The following is a 15798-nucleotide window of genomic DNA, read 5'->3' as shown; positions in this document are numbered from 1 at the left end:
CCGCGCCGGCCGCGCTCGTACACTGCCCGCCATGGACGACAGTGCGCTGGACGAACTGGGCGCGGGCAAGTACCTGCTGATCACCAGCTACCGCAGAAACGGTACGCCGGTCGCCACCCCCGTCTGGGTGGTACGCGACGGGGACACGCTCGGCGCCTGGACGCCCGCCGACTCCTGGAAGGTGAAGCGGATCCGCAACCGTGCCGATGTCCTGGCCGGCCCCTGCGACCTGCGCGGCAACCCCACGGGTGAGCAGCTGCCCGCGACGGCGGAGATCTGCGACCCCGCCACCACCGCCCGCTACCGGCAGCTGATCGCCCGCAAGTACGGCCTCACGGGCCGGCTCACCCTGCTCGGCAGCCGGCTGCGCCGGGGCCTGGACGGAACCGTGGGCATCCGCGTCACCCTCACTCGCTGACCAGAGCCTCAGCAAGCGCTTTCAGCACCTGGGGAGTGGACCGCCCGTCCCCGGGAAAGGCCACCTGGCATGAGCCGAACTCCCGTCCTGCGCGCAGCCGTCGTCGGCACCGGCCACCGGGCCCAGCTGTTCACCCGGGGCCTCGCCGAACGCCCCGGCCACCTCGTGGCCGCTCTCTGCGACCCCAGCCCCACCCGGATGGCCTTCCACAACCGCCTGCTGACCGAGGCCGGCGCACCCGCCGCCACCCCGTGGGAGCCCGACCGCTTCACCGCCCTGCTCGCCGGGGAGGACATCGACGAGGTCGTCGTCACCACCGTCGACGCCGAACACGACCGCTACATCGTCCCGGCCCTGAAGGCGGGCTGCCGGGTCGTCACCGAGAAGCCGATGACCGTCGACGCCGAACGCTGCGCCCGCATCCTCGACACCGTCCGCGAGACCGGCAACTCCCTGACCGTCGCCTTCAACTACCGCTTCAACCCGGTACACGAGAAGGTCCGCGCCCTGCTCGCCGAGGGGGCGATCGGCGAGGTGCTGTCGGTCCACTTCGAGTGGCTGCTCGACGTACGGCACGGCGCCGACTACTTCCGCCGCTGGCACCGCGAGAAGCACAACAGCGGGGGCCTGATGGTGCACAAGTCCTCGCACCACTTCGACCTGGTGAACTGGTGGCTCGCCGACGAGCCCCGGGAGGCCTTCGGCTACGGGCGGCTCGGCTTCTACGGCCGCACGGCGGGGGAGCGGCACGGGCTGCGCCGGGAGTACGACCGGGCCCACGGCGCCGACCGGGCCGCCGACGACCCTTTCGCCCTGGATCTCGCGGCCAACGACACCCTTCGCGCCCTCTATCTGGACGCCGAGCGGGACGACGGATACCTGCGCGACCGGAACGTATTCGACGGGCCCATCAGCATCGAGGACGACATGTCCGTCCTCGTGCGCTACGCGCGCGGCGCGACGATGACGTACCACCTGACCGCCTACTCCCCGTGGGAGGGCTACCGGGTGATGTTCAACGGCAGCGCGGGCCGGCTGGAACTGGAGGTCGAGGAGAGCCGCTGGCAGCCGGCCCTCACCCGGGTCACGTCGACCGCGGGCGCCCTGCACGGGGACACGGCAGCCGAGCACGCGGGCGGTGCCCGCCTCACGCTGCGGCCGCTGTGGCAGCCCCCGGTGGAGGTGCCGCTCGCGGTCGCCCACGAGGCCCACGGCGGCGGCGATCCGCGCATGCTCGACGTGCTGTTCGGTCCCGCCGACCCCGCTCGCCCCGCGGACACCGCGGTGGCGGACCATCCCACGGCCACCGAACGCGACGGAGCACTGGCGCTGGCGGTCGGTCTGGCGGCCAACCGGAGCTTCGAGACGGGCCGGCCGGTGCGCACCGGCGAACTGTTCGCGGGCCGGAGGGATGCCGGAATCCCGGATTGAGGGGAGGTCGGGGGCGCCGACCGGCGAACGGTCAGCTCCAGGCCCGGTACGGCTCGTCCAGCAGCTGGAAGACCGGCTCGCCCCGTACCGGGTCCTTGGCGGTGGACAGCCGTACCCGGTCCCCGCTGTGGATGCCGATCGGCGGGCCCATCACCCGGCCGCGCACCACGAACCCCTCGGCCATCTCGATCATGGACACATTGCGCGCCGCGGGCGTGTTGCGGTGCACCACCGTGGAGTGGCGCACGGTGCCCGCGCCCTCGCTGCGTTCCGTCCGCAGGTCGCTGCCCCGGCAGACCGGACACAGCAGGCGGTGGAACATGGCGGTGCCGCACCAGGTGCAGCGCTGGAAGAGGATGGCATCCGTGTCCTTGCCCCGCGGGTCGAGGAGACCCGTCGAGGTGCCGGCTGCCTGCTGAGTCACGCTTCCTGAGTGGTGGTACACGCTGGTCAACTCCCTGCACTCGGGCGGAATCCCGGGTGCGCGGTCACCCGCGCACAGGCGTGCCCGGTTCGCCGTGCCACCGTGCACGCAGCACAGCGTATGGCACTCAGTGCCACTCGTAAAGGCACTCCGTACCCTCAAATGTTCGGACCTTCGGGCCGCCCCAGTGTCGACTCGATCTCCTGGACGACCCGCCACAGAGGTGCTCCGCGCCGCGAGACGACCACCACCACGTCCTCCGGCTGCGGTTCCGCCACGGGCGCCGGCGTGCCGCCGAACGCCGACTGCACGTACGCCAGCGCGTGGTCCACCGTGGCGCTCGCCTCGTCCTGTCCGTCCGAACGCAGCCAGGAGCGCAGGGCGTTGTTGTGTGCCGCGACCACCGCCGCGGCGATGACATCGGCCTGCAGGGTCCCGTCCCGGCGGGCCGCGAAACGGCGGCGCAGGTACTCGGCGAGGGAGCGCTCGTAGCGCCACACCACCGACAGTTCGTAGGCGCGCAGCCCGGGGACCTGCTTGGTCAGGCGGTAGCGCTGCACGGAGAACGTCGGGTTCTCGGCGTACATCCGCAGCACGAGCCGGGCCGCGTCGCAGACCCGTCGCACGGGTTCCTCGTCGTCGGAGCTCTCCGCCAGGAAGGCCGTCATGTCGGCCAGGCATCGCTCGTGGTCCGGGAAGACCACGTCCTCCTTGGAGGGGAAGTAGCGGAAGAACGAGCGCCGTCCGACGCCGGCGAGCGCCACGATGTCGTCGACGGTGGTCTGCTCGTAACCCCGCTCGAGGAACAGCTGGAAGGCCGCCGCCACCAGGGCGTCCCGCATGGGCGGCTTTCCGTTCCCGAGGTCGGCTTTCTCGGAGCTCATGGGCTGGAACGTAGCACCCGAAAGGCCGCGCATGGCACTCAGTGCAGTCGCGGGGAGGAACTGAGTGCTCTCTGAACTCCTGGCGCGGCAGCCGCGTATCTAGCGGCGGAACGGTCCTCGAAGACGGGCGCCTGCGAGCCCGGACGGAAGGAGAGCAACGTGTCGACACCGTCCGAGCCCCCGCACGACGGCCCGTCCCTCGAACCCATCCGCGTCCTGCGGCCCCGGCGCACCGACGCGCTGGCGGAACTGATGCGGGAGTACCGGGAGCAGACCGCCTCCGAATCCTCAGCATCCTCTGCATCCGGCGGCGGTCCTGAGTCCGGCGGCTGCGAATCCGTCGCTCTGCCGGGACCGCCGTCCGGCTCCGAGGCCCTGACGCAGGAAATCCCGCCGGTCGCTCGCGCCCGCCGTGACGGTCGTGCCGTACGCCCCGGATCCGGACTGCGCCGCGCCGCCGTCGCGGTGGCGGTCGTCGCGGCGGCGGTGATCGGATTCGGCGGTGCGCTTCTGCTCCGCGGCGGCGAGAAGACCGAGGACAGGGCGGCACCCGCTCCCCGCCCGACCGCGTCCGCCCCCACTCCCACGCCGACACCCACTCCACCAGCCGCGGCTCCGGCCGACCCCGACGGCCCCGGTACCCTCCGCGAGGGAGCCAGCGGCCCCGAGGTGACCGAACTCCAGGAACGCCTCCTGCGCATCCCGGACGTCTACCGCGACGGCTCCACCAGCGGCAGCTACGACCCCACCTTGACCGCGGCGGTCGCCCGCTTCCAACTCTGGTACGGCATCCGCGGCGACGAATCAGGCGTCTACGGCAACGACACCCGCACGGCCCTGGAATCCCGCACGCCCCCGAACACGAGCTGAGGGGCGTCGCCGGGCGGGGAGGCGGCAGCCCGGATGCCATGCCGACTGCCCGGCCGCTCGCCACGTGGCATCGCCTGGGGGTTGGGCCGTGTGCTGGGCGGGGCTGGGGGCCGGTGACCGGTCGGCCGCTTGCCTCGGCCGGGTGATCCGGCGACCGGTCGGAGTGCAGCCCGGCGGGCACTGATGATCGGTCGGGCCGCTTGTCGGGTGGCGCCAGCCGCTCGGTTGGTCGTGTGGCCGGGGGCCGCCTGCGAGATGGTTTGCCGACGGGGCCGCTCGCCGGCTGGTGTCTTCCGCGTCGTCGTCCGCCCCGTGGCTCACCGGGCGGTTGACACGTGCTGGACGGTGCCGCCGTCCGATGGTCCGCCTGGGGTCGAGGCGCTCTTCGGCAGGCATCGGCACCGGGTGGCTCGCTCGGCGGACGGCACCGGCCCACCCGGTCGTCAGCGTCGGCAGGCCTGGCTGCCCCACAGCCGGCAGTGCGCGGGCCCTAGCGTCAAAGGCCCGCAGGCGTCGCCCGTCCGGCCGCGTCGGCCATCAGCCGGCATCGGCCCCACGGCGGCACCGTGTCGCGGGATGGCACCCCCACCCCCGGCATGGTGAGGTGATGCCGAGGGGCGTCGGCCGCCGTGGTGGAGGAGTGAGTGGTGTGGGCATGGACGCGTTCGTCGGTCGGCTGGATCCCGACATGTGCGTGGTCACGGCCGTCGCGGGGGGTGAACGGGCGGGCTGTCTGGTCGGGTTCGCCTCGCAGTGCTCGATCCGGCCCGTGCGGTTCGTGGTGTGGCTGTCCGAGCTCAACCACACCTTCCGGGTGGCCCGGAACGCCGACGTGCTGGCCGTGCATCTGCTCGACCGTGAACAGCGCGCCCTCGCCGAGCTGTTCGGCGGACGGACCGGCGACCGGACGGACAAGTTCGAGGGGCTGCCGTTGCGGGAGGGGTACGGCGGGGCGGTCGTACTGGAGGACGTGCCGGCCTGGTTCGTCGGCCGGATCGTGACGCGGGTCGGCGGCGGAGACCACATCGGCTTCGTTCTCGACCCGGTCGAACGGGGCGGACGGGAGACGTACGACGGGCCCCTGCTGCGCCTCTCCGACGCCCACACCATCGCGCCCGGCCACCCGGTCGACTGATACGGCGCCCCGTATATCGAACACCGGGCAACGGCTGGGAAAAGGAACGGGACGGCGGGGCCGACGGGCCTCACCCTGGCCCGGGGCGACGAGTGAGGCGCCCCGTCCGCCGCGAACCGAAGGCCATGCCCATGAACGGCTCCCGCATACCGGGCCTGGTGCTGCCCACCCTGTTCCTGCTGGCCCTGCTCGTCGGCCTGTGGTGGTACTGGCGACACCGCGGTGACTCCTGATCCTGCCGCGGCCCGCCCTACCGCTCCCTCGGAACCCGGACGTCCACGACACACACGTCGTCCCGCCGCTCGTCCGGCAGCATCCGCGCGAGCAACGGCCCGAGCGACCCGGGACCGTCGGTGTGCGGAGCCGCCACCGCCTCGGCGAGCCGGTCCAGCCCCCGGTCGATGCTCTCCGGGGGGTGCTCGACCAGACCGTCGGTGAAGAGGATGAGCCGGTCGCCCGGTTCGAGGCGGCACTCCGCCTCTTCGTAGACCGGCTTGGCGGACGCCCCGAGCAGCATGCCGCCGGGCCGGCGCAGATACCGAGCCTCGCCGTCCCGCAGCAGCAGGGGCGGGGGATGCCCGGCCTGGGCCCAGACCAGGCGCCGCTCCCGGGGGTTGTAGCGGGCCAGCACCATCGTGGCCGTCGCATGGGAGTCGCGGGAGTGCAGCAGCAGCGTGTTCAGCCGGGCGAGCGCGCCGGTCAGCGACGAGCCGGTGATGACCATGCCCTTCGCGGTGAAGCGGAGCTGCGCCATCGTGGCGACGGCACCGACGCCGTGCCCGGCGACATCGCCGACGACCAGCAGCGCGCCGTCGTCGGGCAGTTCCACGGCGCTGAACCAGTCACCGCCGACGTGCACACCCGACTGGGCGGGCAGATAGGCGACCTCGACGCGCAGTCCCGCCAGTTGCACCGGCCGGTTGGCCATCGGCAGCAGCGCGTGCTGAAGCCGGGACGCCAGGGTCCGCTCGGTGCGCAGCACGTCGTTCTGCGTGAGGATCGCCTGCTCGCTCTCGACCAGGGCCAGCTCCGCCCGCCGCCGTGCGGTCAAGTCCTGTACGACACCGTGCACTTCGACGGGCGTGCCGTGCGTGTCGGCCACGGTCTCGGCCACCAGGCGCAGATGCCGGATGACACCGGACGTCCTGATGCGGAACGGCAGATCGAACGCCCGCCCGTCCTGGACGAGGGCGCGGACGGCACGGGTCAGCGCGGGCGCGTCCTCGGGCAGCGCGAGCTCCGGAAGACCGGCGAGACCCACCGGGCCCTCTGCGGGGTCCCGGCCGAAGATGGCGAACACCTGGGTCGACCAGGAGGCCTCCAGCGTGGCCAGGTTCCAGTTCGCCCAGCCGAGGTTGCCCAGCCGCTGGAGATCCGCCAGCCGCTGTTCCTGCCGGTCGGAGGAGCCGTGCCGGACCCAGCTGACGACCAGGGTGTCGCCCAGCAGCGCCACCCGCGCCGTGTAGGTGGAGAGCGCGGCGATGCCCGCCAGGACCTCTTCGTGCGCGAACGGCCCGCTCTCGTAGGGCTCCCCGGTGGTCAGCGTGTGCACGCAGCCCCACCACAGCGGCTCTCCCGCCAGGGCGGGCCGGAACTCCAGCAGCCGCCGCCCGGCCAGCTCGTCGCCGGGACGGCCCAGCAGGTCGCCCGCCTGAGCGGTCGCCGCCTCCACCCGGAAGTCCTCGGTCTCACCCGACGCGGCGGTCAGCGGGGTGAGCAGCATCGCCGCGAGCGGCAGCGCGTCGAACAGTTCCTGCACCGCGTCCGTGGCGGCGTCGGCGGTCCGCTCCGGCGGTGCGTCGAAGGCACGCAGCCGCCCGGCGCACAGTCCGGTGACGCCCCGCAGGTGAGCGCGGTCGCGGGGCGTGAACGACCCGGCTCGGCCGCGCAGCACGCCGATGCAGACCTCGGCCGAGCCGGCCGTGAACACCGGCAGCCAGGCACGCGACCGCCACCGCTCGGGAGGCTCCCCGATCAGCAGGTACCGCCGGGAGTCCGAGGCGAAGTCCTCCAGCCAGCGCGGCTCGCCCGCCCGCAGCGCGTCCAGCGCCGCGATCCCGCTCAGCGGCGGCACCTGGCTCCACTGGGCGGCCAGCTGGTCCTCGATTCCGGCGTGCCCGATCAGTTCGAGACCGCCGTCGGGCCTGCGGGCGTAGAGCATGATCGCGTCCGCCGCCATGTCCGGCGCGAGATGCTCCAGCAGACACCGTGCGAGGTCGTGCGGTGTCGTCACCCGAACGAGGGCCTGGCCGATCCGGGCCAGGGCGGCCGCGACATCGTCCGGTGTGGCCGTCTCCGCCAGGGGTGCGGCCCCGGGGCCCGGGGTGCCGGTGCCGACGGGAGCGGTGGGGGCGCCCGCGCCGGGCGCGGCCGGCGCCAGGTTCCCGAGCGTGATCCAGCACTCCTCCAGCAGGGTGTGACGTGCCGCCTTGGCCCGCTGGAGCAGCTGTTCGCCGGCGGCGTCCGCGGAACACCCGGTCAGTGCCATCTCCGCGCCCGTGGCGCGCTCCACGACAGCGGACATCGCCGCCTGGTCGCGCAGCCGGTCCAGCTCGGCGCGCTGCCGGGCGACGATCTTGGCCAGTTCGACCAGGTCCGGTGCGGCACCGGGCTGCGCCGGCGTCACAGGCTCGCTCGTCACGCCTTGAGCATGGCACACCCGGGTTGATTCGAAGACCCACTCGTGCGCACGGACCGCCCGCTGATTTGCGGCCTCCCGCCCGTCAGGTCCGGCTCCCCGCGCTGGTCAGTGGCCGTCGCGCGGATACAGCCACAGCCGCAGCAGCCGGCTGAGCCGCGGCATCACCAGATAGGTCAGCACCGGCAGCAGCACCAGGGGGAACACGGCGGCCCGCAGCGGCAGCGGCCAGCCGGTGGTCTGCGGCGTCACCAGCCACTGGATGAGCAGCGTGAACGGATAGGCGCCGAGGAACGTCGTGAGGACCATCTTCCACCGGGGCGGGGCCTGAACGGTGGTGCCCGGCAGGCTGAACCACGTCTCCATCCCGGAGGTCGACTGGCGCTCGCTGCTGACCTCGGTGGCGATGTCCTCGATCTTCCGGTGCCAGTGCGCCCGCTCCTCGGACTCCAGCCAGGCGGCGAGCCGGTGCCGGTCGGACCAGCGCAGTACCGCGTGGAAGCGGTTGCCGTCCTCCGGCGTCAGCCAGGAGACGCCCTCGTTGCCCGGGAACTGCCTGGCGCAGCGGGAGATGCCGCGCGTCCAGTCCTCGAACTCCCGCTCGTGGCCGGGGCGCACCTGCCAGGTCAGGACCGTGGTCACCGGCTCCGCGCGCCGGACTTCGGTGGTGCTCATTCCCTCACGTGTGCCACGCACGGCTCGGGTCATGCCCCCCGGGGCCCAGGATCACGGCTGGCGGTTGGCCTCCACCAGCGCCTGGGTGACCGCCCGGACGCTGCGCGCGATGTGCTGCAACTGCATGACCTCGGCGGCGTACAGCTTGATCGTGTGCTCGATGACGCCCTCGTGCAGGCCGAGCCCCGGCAGGTCGGCGCGGGCGGTCTGCAGGGCGGTGCGGGCCACCCGGATCTCCTGCTGGACCTGGATCTGGGCGTGCCGGGCGAGGAGGACGGGGTGGCGGATGAACACGGGGTAGCCGGCGTAGCGCGTGGGCACCAGCTCGCGCAGCCACCTGGCCGCCGAGCGCTCCCAGTCGTAGCTCCCGGGGGTCTTGACCTGGCAGGGCCAGTCCGGGCTGATGCGCGTGGTCGTCAAGTGCATGATCATCGCTTCCGGGTGTGCGGCGTCGTGAGGGTGGACGACGGGTCGGGGCGGCCCCGGCCTAGGGGATGGCCGGGGCCGCCACGGATACCCGGGACGCCGGAGTGGGTAGGCCTCGGCCTCCTCGGGTGCGGAACGGATCCGGAAGGGCCGGGTCGCGATCCGTGAGCAGTATTTATATATGCCATCCGGTTTGCAAGGAGCATGAAAACATTCATGCGCGCTTTGTTGTGGATGATCCCTTTGTCTGGTCCTGTGCCTGGTGCGGGGGCGGGTGCAGTCGGGCGCTTCTCAGTCCCGGAGGAAGAAATGGTGCTGGTCGGCGACCTGTTCGTACTCCTCAAGCCGGGCCTGCGTCCGCTCCGGGTCCGCGTCCGTCATGGCCTGCAGCAGCGCCGAGCACATGACGCCCGGGGCCGCGTAGGAGTCGAAGACCAGACGGGATCCGGTGCCGGTCGCGAAGGCGACGTCGGCCTCGTCCGCGAGCGGTCCGAGCGCCAGGTCGGTGATCAGGGCGACCTTGAGCCCGGCACCCCGTGCCACGCGCACGGCCGTCAGGGTCTCCTGAGCGTGCCGGGGCATGGAGAACGCCAGCACCCAGGTGCCGCCCGCCTCACGCGACTGCAGCAGCGCGTCGTAGGCGACACTGCCGCCCCGGGTCACGAGCCTGACGTCCGGGTGGATCCGCCGGGCGGCGTAGGCGAAGTACTCGGCGAGCGATACGGAGATGCGCAGGCCGAGGACCGTCAACGGGGTCGACGACGACAGCTTGCGCCCGATGTCGATCACCAGGTTCGGATCGGCGAGGTCCCGCCGCAGGTTCTCCAGGTTCTCTATCTCGGCGTCGACCGCCGCCTGCAGTTCGTTGCCCCGGATCTCCTCGGCCGGCCCGCCCGCGAGGGTGCCGAGCGCGATCGACTGGAGCTTCTCCCGCAGCGCCGGGTACCCGCTGAAGCCGACCGCCGAGGCGAACCGTGTCACCGAGGGCTGGCTCACGCCGACCCGGTCCGCGAGATCAGTGATCGACAGGAACGCCGCCTCGGTGATGTGCTCGATCAGGTACTGGGCGATGCGCCGCTGGCCCGGGGACAGCCGGGGACGGTCGAAGAGCGTGCGCAACTGGGAGGACGGGGAGACCTCCGCTTCGGGTGCGGCCTTCCCCGAGGTGATCGCGGATGCCTGTGCGCGTGCCTGCTGCGGCGATGGCACCGGTGCGCCTCCTTCGTCTCCCACGAACGTTCAACATAGCTCACGCACCGAGGTGACCAGGGCTTCCTCGGACAGCACATGAGGTGCCCGGCGCGGGGATACCCGGAGGCCGGGCGGGAACCCGCCGCCACAGATGATCCCGAGAGGAGCCACCGTCATGACCGTCCCCGAGGAGAACCGGCCGAAGACGCAGACCACGGACGAGATCCTGGAGCACCAGGACGATCCCCGGTCCCGACCGCCGGGCGCCACCGGCCGCACGCTCCGCGAGGCCCTGGAGGAGGCCGAGGTGCGGCCCGACGACTTCGACGAGCGGTAGCCGGCACTCCCCCCCCGCCCCGACCGACCCGACGACGTTCCGGCAGGTGACACCGTATGGGCGCGCTGAGTGCGCTGGAAGAAACCCTGGAGAACCGATTTGACGCCCTGTGGGCCCGGGTCCGTGACAAGGACCCGGTCGAGGTCGTCGACGCCCTGCGACGCGAGTGCGACGACAACGCCGTGGTGTGCCGGGAGGGCCGTGTCATGGTCCCCAACGCCTACGACGTGGAACTCGTCGACGACATACACGACCGCCTGGCCAGCCACAGCACCCATGTGTGCCAGGCTCTCACCGACGCCCTGGCCCGCCACGCGGAACGCAAGGGCTACGAGTTCGCGGGCCCCCTCGCGGTCCACGTCGCCAGGTGCCCCGAGGTCCCCAACGGCCGCTACCACGTGGCGAGTCGAGTCATGGAGCACGTGAGCGCGGACGGCTTCTTCCACGCGACCCATTGAGAAGCGCTCAACGGCGATAGATCGTGATGGAGTGCCCGACGTCGTCAACGGGGCGGCTGCTGCCGATCAACCCGGCCAGCCGCCCCGTCGCCTTCGCGGCAGCCGAGTCCGACACCACCAACAGCCCCCGCACATCACCGTCGCGCACCCGACGCGGATCCCCGGCCTCGATGCCATACGCGGCCGGCACCCCGCTGCCCTTGTACACCAGCCACACCCGCTCATCCGGATACCGCTCCCGCAACCGCTCGGCGAGCCGCCCGAGGTCCTGCCCCCAGTCCACGTTGGAGTCGTGCAACCGCTCCCGGGTCCGGCCCGGCCCCCCGAACGCCTCGTTGGAGTACGGCAGGTAATAGGGGTACGCACGCAGCGAACTGACGGCGACGAACACCACCAGCGCCCCCACCAGACCGGACACCCACATCCGTCGCACCACGAGAACGCACCCCGCCCCCACCGCGAGGAACAGCGGCAGGAAGACGGCGTACCGGGTGCCGAAGTCCCGCGCCCCCTGCATGGCCACCAGCAGCAGCACCGCGGGAGCGGCCAGCACATACGGCGCCGCCGGCCGCAGCCGACGCACCGCGAACATCACCACCGCGGCGCAGACCCACAGGCCGAGCATCCCGAGCGGCGTCTTCACCAGCAGCGCGGCCGGCAGGTAGTACCAGAGCGAGCCCGAGTACAGCCGGCCGAACAGAAACCCCTGCCACGGCCGGTTCTCCAGACCGAACTGGACCCGTATCCCGTCCCGGTACGCCTCGGGGAACGGCAGCAGCCCGACCAGCAGCCCCCGCAGCCCCCGCACCTGCGGCACATGCTGCTCGGGAGCCCACCGCAGCCGCGGATCGACCATCACATACGCGGCCCACACGACCGCGACCGCGGCCAGAGCCACCACACCCGCGCCCGTCGCCGCCCGGATCAGAACGCGGGCCCGGGTGCCCGCCGACGCGTGCCACACCGATACGGCGCCCAGTGCCATGAGTACCGGTACGGCAGGAAGCGTGCTTATCCGCGTCGCCAGGGCCGCCCCCAGCGCCACCCCGGCGAGCGGCAGGTACCGCCGGGGTCCGCGGCGGGCCCGCCAGAGCAGCCACACCGACGTGAGCACGAACCCGGCGGCAGGCACGTCGAGCGTGGCGAGTGAGCCGTGGGCGATGACGTCGGGGGAGAAGCAGTACAACGCGAGTGCGGTCAACGCCCCTGCTGTCCCGGCCAGTTCACGGGCGAAGGCGAGCACGACCAGACCGAACAGCAGCGTCAGCGCGATCACGGGGAGGCGGGCCCACAGCATCAGCCGCCAGGGGTCGTTGCCCGACTCGTAGAGCAGGTGCCGCCCCAGCCGGCCCTGGTCTCCGGCGAAGGAGGGGTCGATGCGCGGATCCGCGAGGGCCACCCCGGCGCCGATGAGCAGCTTGCCGAGCGGCGGATGTTCGGGGTTGTGGCGCAGCCGGTGCTCGTGCGTGTACTCGGCGGCCGCGCCCACGTACACCGGTTCGTCGATGGTCGGGGTCTGCCGCACGGCGGTCGTGACCATCGCGCAGGCCATCTGCGCGAGCAGCGCGACCACCAGGAGCGGCACCCACCACCGGCGGCCGGGCCGTCGCAGGGCCCCGGCCGGTGCCGGGGGAGGGAGCGGCACCGGCCGGGGACCGGCGGGAGCGATCCAGAGGTCCCTCATGGACCCACTCTGCATCAGCCCCCGCCGCGCACGGCGTCACCGCCGCACGAGTCGCACCGACAGGCCCTCCGACGTGTGCACGGGTACGGCCCGCAGCGTCTCGGAATCCAGCTCGACGCGGGCGAACCCGCCGCGCAGCGCCTGAGCGGACAGGACCGGGACGGTCGTCCCCGCGACCGGCGGGCGCTCGGTGTCGAGTCGCAGCGACAGCACGCTGTCCCGGCCCAGCAGGACCCGCCGGCTCACCGTGAGCGCCGGGCCGTGGTTCTTGCGGAGCAGCAGCTCCAGCGTCGACTCGCCCTCCTGGACATAGGAGCCGCGCACCCGCAGGACCTTGTCCGCGCGGAGAGTGCCGCCCATGACCCGGACGTCACCCTGCCCCAGGGCGTTGGGCGACGCGGCGACGAGCACTCCGTCCTCGACGACGGTCCCGCCGTGGTAGCGGTTGTGGCCCGTGAGGGTGAGCGTGCCGGTGCCGCGCTTGGTCAGCCCGCCGTCGCCCTCGATGTCGTTGCGCCAGCTGTCGGCCGCGTGGAAGCCGCCGGCCGCCGCGTCCAGCGTCACGGTGACGTCGCGGTCGAAGGCGCCGTACCCGTCCGCGGCCGCGAACAGGTTCAGCCGGCCCCACTGCTCGAAGCCGTCCAGCAGGACGTATCCGGAGGGCAGCGCGGTCGTCCGCAGCACCTCGCGTCGCTGGGCGGCGTCGAGGTACGGCAGCCGCGTCTCCAGCAGGACCTCCGCACCCTTCGGCACGGTCAGCGGGTCCTTGCGGCCGCGGCGGGGCAGGACGTAGGTCAACCGGGGCTCGATCGCACGCGCGTTGGCCTCACGGTCGGCGTAGGCCTCACCGGCGTCGGAGTGCGCGTGGGCGTACAGCGTGTCCGCGGTGGTGCCGGTCCGCTGCGTGAAGTAGGCGAGGGCCTGGGCGCGGGCCGCCGTCTTGAGCTCCGCGTTCGCCGGGTCCGCCAGCGTGGCGGCCGTCAGGGCGGTGGCCATGATCCGGCCGCCGATGACGTCGACGGTGGAGTGCATGCCCGACATGATCCGGGTGTGGCTCAGCTCGAACGCACGCGTGACCAGCTCCTGGAACCGCTCGGGCACCGCGTACGCGTAGGCCAGTCCGGCCAGGTGGAAGGCGTTGGTGTGGCCGCTGGGGAAACCGCCGTCCTCCTTCGGCTCCTCGGAGCGCTGGCGCAGCAGCTGCGTGGCGACGACCACCTCCGAGTCGTACACCGGGTAGCCGAGGGCGTCCTTCTTCCCCGTGTCCACGACCTCGCTGTCCTCGTTCATCCGCCACGGACGCGGGTACTGGAAGGCGAACTTGCCCGGGTTGCCCGAGGCGAACGGCCCGCGCACGGTGTCGACCAGCTTGGCCACCTTGCCGAGGTCGGAGTCGTAGGAGCCCGCGCCGAGCGCGGATCCGGCCGGGGCGTCGGCGGGCACGGCGTCGTTGATCTTGCCGGCGGGCGTGCCGTCCGGGGCGCCGGTGATCGACGTGACGGCCTTGGCGCCCGCCTTGTACAGCCCGGCGAGCGGACCCAGCCCGGCGATCATGGCGTAGCTCTGGTGCTGGCGGTCGTAGAGGAAGGCCTCCTTGGCCTGGGCCTCGGTACGGGCCGTCGTGATCCGGGCGCAGTAGCGCATGTTGGCGCGCAGCACCTCACGGTCCAGGACCCGGCCGGTGTCCCAGGTGCCGCCGGTCTTCCACACCTTCGACATGCCGCCCAGGATCCGGACGACCGCGTTGGTCTCGGGGGTCAGGTTCGTCGTGACGTTCGACTTGTAGTCGTCGACGAACGCGGCGGGACCGGTGGCGGCCTTCGCGTCGGCGGCGGTGAGCCACGTGGCGAAGGCCGGTGCGGCGAGCAGGCCCGCCGAGGCCCCGAGGGAGGTCTTGAGGAAGCCCCGTCGGTCGACGGCTGCGGTGCTGCGGTGCCCGGCTGATGACGGCATGGCGTGCGCCTCTCTTGAGTTCTGCGAAGGGTGCTTCGGCCGTTCGGCCGGGAGATGGTGCAACGTGTGCGACTCGGGGTGCCTCTGGCGACTTCTGTGGCACCTGTTGCGTACGAGCGAAGATCTACGGCCGTGTTGTGACCCTTCGGAGAGGGAACGGCCACGGATCGGTGTCCGGAAGGTGAACGGCGTCCGCCCGGCTCACAGAAGCGAACGGGCCAGCGCCACCGCGCCCTCGACCGGCGGCACGCGCAGCGGCTGCGGCCGGGCCCCGGGCAGGAGTCCGGCGAGCGCGGAGGTGAACGCCGCGTACAGCGCGGGCTGGGCGAGCACCGTGCCGCCCGCCACCACCACGTCGTCCACCGCGACCCCGCGCCGGGCGAGCCGTACGACGAGCGTGGCGAGCGCCCGGCCGCCCTCGGCGATCACGGCCCGGGCGAGCGGCGAGCCCGCGTCGGCGGCGGCGAACACCACGGGGGAGTGCCGGCCCCACTCGGCGGATACGTCCCTCGCGGCCTCCAGTGCCGCGCCGAGCGCGGGCACCTCGGCCACCTCGAACGCGGCGACCAGGCCGGTGGCCAGCGCGTCGGGCTCCGCGCCGCGGTCGTGCGCCGCCCAGACGGCCCGCGCGGCCTCGCGGACGAGTCCGGCCGCACCGCCCTCGTCGCCGAGCACGGCGCCCCAGCCGCCGACCTGGACCGGACCGCCGTCGGGCAACCGCCCCACCGCGACCGAACCGGTACCGGCGACCAGGCCGACGCCCTTGTCCAGCCCGGCGGCGGGCACGAGCAGCTCGGCGTCGCCCACGACCAGGCAGGGCACACCCAGCCGCTCCTGAAGCGCGGCCCGGATGCCCTCGCACTGGCGGGGTGTCTCACAGGCGTGACCGCCCACGGCGAGCGCGGACGGTCGTAGGGGAGCCGGCAGGGCGTCGTCCACCAGAGCGGTCAGCCAGTCGGCGGCGGCCCCGGGGTCGTGCGGCCGCCAGCCCGTGCTGGCGCGGACGCGGTCGACGACGATCTCGCCGCCCGCGAGGGCGCGCAGCTGGGTCTTGGTGCCGCCCACGTCGATCCCGACCGCGTAAGGCGTGGAGTCCTGCACGGGTCCTCTTTCGGTGTTGCGCGGCCACGGCGAACGGCAGGCGAACCGAGCGTCGGGCCACGGCAGTTGAAGAGGTAGGGAAGCCCCGGGACGGGCTTCTGCGGAGCACGGCAGGCGAGTACCGTGAAGTTCGTTAGGAAGTTAACTAACGAAGTAGGGTGCGTCAAGAGGCA

The 15798-nt window shown here is 72.7% G+C and carries 15 protein-coding genes; 6 read left to right on the top strand and 9 right to left on the bottom strand.

Features of this window, described 5'->3' with window-relative positions:
- Nucleotides 1–31: 31 nt before the first annotated feature.
- Entirely contained in the window at nucleotides 32–418 is a 387-nt protein-coding gene (locus ACFT32_RS01840) for a PPOX class F420-dependent oxidoreductase (RefSeq protein ID WP_382484631.1), read from the top strand.
- A 69-nt stretch (nucleotides 419–487) separates the two neighbouring features.
- On the top strand, nucleotides 488–1849 hold the full coding sequence (locus ACFT32_RS01835) for a Gfo/Idh/MocA family protein (protein WP_382484628.1): 1362 nt from the start codon (nucleotides 488–490) through the stop codon (nucleotides 1847–1849).
- A 31-nt stretch (nucleotides 1850–1880) separates the two neighbouring features.
- On the opposite strand, the gene ACFT32_RS01830 is transcribed toward ACFT32_RS01835, so the two are convergent.
- A complete protein-coding gene (locus ACFT32_RS01830) occupies nucleotides 1881–2294 on the bottom strand; it encodes a Zn-ribbon domain-containing OB-fold protein (RefSeq protein ID WP_382484627.1) in 414 nt (137 codons plus the stop codon).
- Nucleotides 2295–2431: 137 nt separating this feature from the next.
- The gene (locus ACFT32_RS01825) at nucleotides 2432–3115 is read right to left on the bottom strand and encodes a TetR family transcriptional regulator (RefSeq protein ID WP_382487006.1); all 684 of its coding nucleotides are present in this window, start codon (nucleotides 3113–3115) and stop codon (nucleotides 2432–2434) included.
- Between the two features lie 201 nt (nucleotides 3116–3316).
- On the opposite strand from ACFT32_RS01825, the gene ACFT32_RS01820 reads away from it, so the two are divergent.
- Entirely contained in the window at nucleotides 3317–4027 is a 711-nt protein-coding gene (locus tag ACFT32_RS01820; RefSeq protein WP_382484625.1) for a peptidoglycan-binding protein, read from the top strand.
- Between the two features lie 655 nt (nucleotides 4028–4682).
- The gene (locus tag ACFT32_RS01815) at nucleotides 4683–5162 is read left to right on the top strand and encodes a flavin reductase family protein (RefSeq protein WP_382484623.1); all 480 of its coding nucleotides are present in this window, start codon (nucleotides 4683–4685) and stop codon (nucleotides 5160–5162) included.
- 250 nt (nucleotides 5163–5412) lie between these two features.
- Here the strand turns inward: ACFT32_RS01815 and ACFT32_RS01810 are convergent, their stop codons facing one another.
- The 4 genes from ACFT32_RS01810 to ACFT32_RS01795 form a co-directional block, all read right to left on the bottom strand.
- The gene (locus ACFT32_RS01810; protein WP_382484620.1) at nucleotides 5413–7803 is read right to left on the bottom strand and encodes a SpoIIE family protein phosphatase; all 2391 of its coding nucleotides are present in this window, start codon (nucleotides 7801–7803) and stop codon (nucleotides 5413–5415) included.
- Between the two features lie 105 nt (nucleotides 7804–7908).
- Nucleotides 7909–8475: an antibiotic biosynthesis monooxygenase gene (locus tag ACFT32_RS01805; protein WP_382484617.1), complete on the bottom strand. Its 567-nt coding sequence runs from the start codon at nucleotides 8473–8475 to the stop codon at nucleotides 7909–7911.
- A gap of 51 nt (nucleotides 8476–8526) precedes the next feature.
- Nucleotides 8527–8901, bottom strand: a complete 375-nt coding sequence (locus ACFT32_RS01800) for a hypothetical protein (protein WP_382484614.1) — start codon at nucleotides 8899–8901, stop codon at nucleotides 8527–8529.
- Between the two features lie 291 nt (nucleotides 8902–9192).
- Nucleotides 9193–10110: a MurR/RpiR family transcriptional regulator gene (locus tag ACFT32_RS01795; RefSeq protein ID WP_382484612.1), complete on the bottom strand. Its 918-nt coding sequence runs from the start codon at nucleotides 10108–10110 to the stop codon at nucleotides 9193–9195.
- Between the two features lie 157 nt (nucleotides 10111–10267).
- On the opposite strand from ACFT32_RS01795, the gene ACFT32_RS01790 reads away from it, so the two are divergent.
- Nucleotides 10268–10429 carry a hypothetical protein gene (locus tag ACFT32_RS01790; RefSeq protein ID WP_382484610.1) on the top strand — a complete coding sequence of 54 codons (162 nt, stop codon included), beginning with the start codon at nucleotides 10268–10270 and terminating at the stop codon, nucleotides 10427–10429.
- 56 nt (nucleotides 10430–10485) lie between these two features.
- Nucleotides 10486–10887 (top strand): DUF3662 domain-containing protein, encoded by a 402-nt coding sequence (locus ACFT32_RS01785; RefSeq protein ID WP_382484608.1) that lies wholly within the window; start codon nucleotides 10486–10488, stop codon nucleotides 10885–10887.
- Between the two features lie 7 nt (nucleotides 10888–10894).
- Here the strand turns inward: ACFT32_RS01785 and ACFT32_RS01780 are convergent, their stop codons facing one another.
- From ACFT32_RS01780 to ACFT32_RS01770, 3 genes are all read right to left on the bottom strand, one after another.
- A complete protein-coding gene (locus ACFT32_RS01780; protein WP_382484605.1) occupies nucleotides 10895–12571 on the bottom strand; it encodes an ArnT family glycosyltransferase in 1677 nt (558 codons plus the stop codon).
- Nucleotides 12572–12607: 36 nt separating this feature from the next.
- A complete protein-coding gene (locus ACFT32_RS01775; RefSeq protein ID WP_382484603.1) occupies nucleotides 12608–14524 on the bottom strand; it encodes a phosphatase PAP2 family protein in 1917 nt (638 codons plus the stop codon).
- A gap of 201 nt (nucleotides 14525–14725) precedes the next feature.
- Nucleotides 14726–15625, bottom strand: coding sequence for an N-acetylglucosamine kinase (locus ACFT32_RS01770; protein ID WP_382484601.1), 900 nt, complete (start codon nucleotides 15623–15625; stop codon nucleotides 14726–14728).
- Between the last annotated feature and the right edge of the window lie 173 nt (nucleotides 15626–15798).

The organism is Streptomyces sp. NPDC057002 (assembly GCF_042673825.1).
GTDB lineage: Bacteria > Actinomycetota > Actinomycetes > Streptomycetales > Streptomycetaceae > Streptomyces.
This window is presented reverse-complemented; position numbering and strand designations above follow the sequence as displayed.

Bases quoted from the DNA above. Each gene is read 5' to 3' on its own strand.
- ACFT32_RS01785 (WP_382484608.1), top strand. From the start codon at position 10,486: ATGGGCGCGCTGAGTGCGCTGGAAGAAACCCTGGAGAACCGATTTGAC.
- ACFT32_RS01840 (WP_382484631.1), top strand. From the start codon at position 32: ATGGACGACAGTGCGCTGGACGAACTGGGCGCGGGCAAGTACCTGCTG.
- ACFT32_RS01835 (WP_382484628.1), top strand. From the start codon at position 488: ATGAGCCGAACTCCCGTCCTGCGCGCAGCCGTCGTCGGCACCGGCCAC.
- ACFT32_RS01780 (WP_382484605.1), bottom strand. From the start codon at position 12,571: ATGAGGGACCTCTGGATCGCTCCCGCCGGTCCCCGGCCGGTGCCGCTC.
- ACFT32_RS01800 (WP_382484614.1), bottom strand. From the start codon at position 8,901: ATGCACTTGACGACCACGCGCATCAGCCCGGACTGGCCCTGCCAGGTC.
- ACFT32_RS01805 (WP_382484617.1), bottom strand. From the start codon at position 8,475: ATGAGCACCACCGAAGTCCGGCGCGCGGAGCCGGTGACCACGGTCCTG.
- ACFT32_RS01815 (WP_382484623.1), top strand. From the start codon at position 4,683: ATGGACGCGTTCGTCGGTCGGCTGGATCCCGACATGTGCGTGGTCACG.
- ACFT32_RS01775 (WP_382484603.1), bottom strand. From the start codon at position 14,524: ATGCCGTCATCAGCCGGGCACCGCAGCACCGCAGCCGTCGACCGACGG.
- ACFT32_RS01790 (WP_382484610.1), top strand. From the start codon at position 10,268: ATGACCGTCCCCGAGGAGAACCGGCCGAAGACGCAGACCACGGACGAG.
- ACFT32_RS01825 (WP_382487006.1), bottom strand. From the start codon at position 3,115: ATGCGGGACGCCCTGGTGGCGGCGGCCTTCCAGCTGTTCCTCGAGCGG.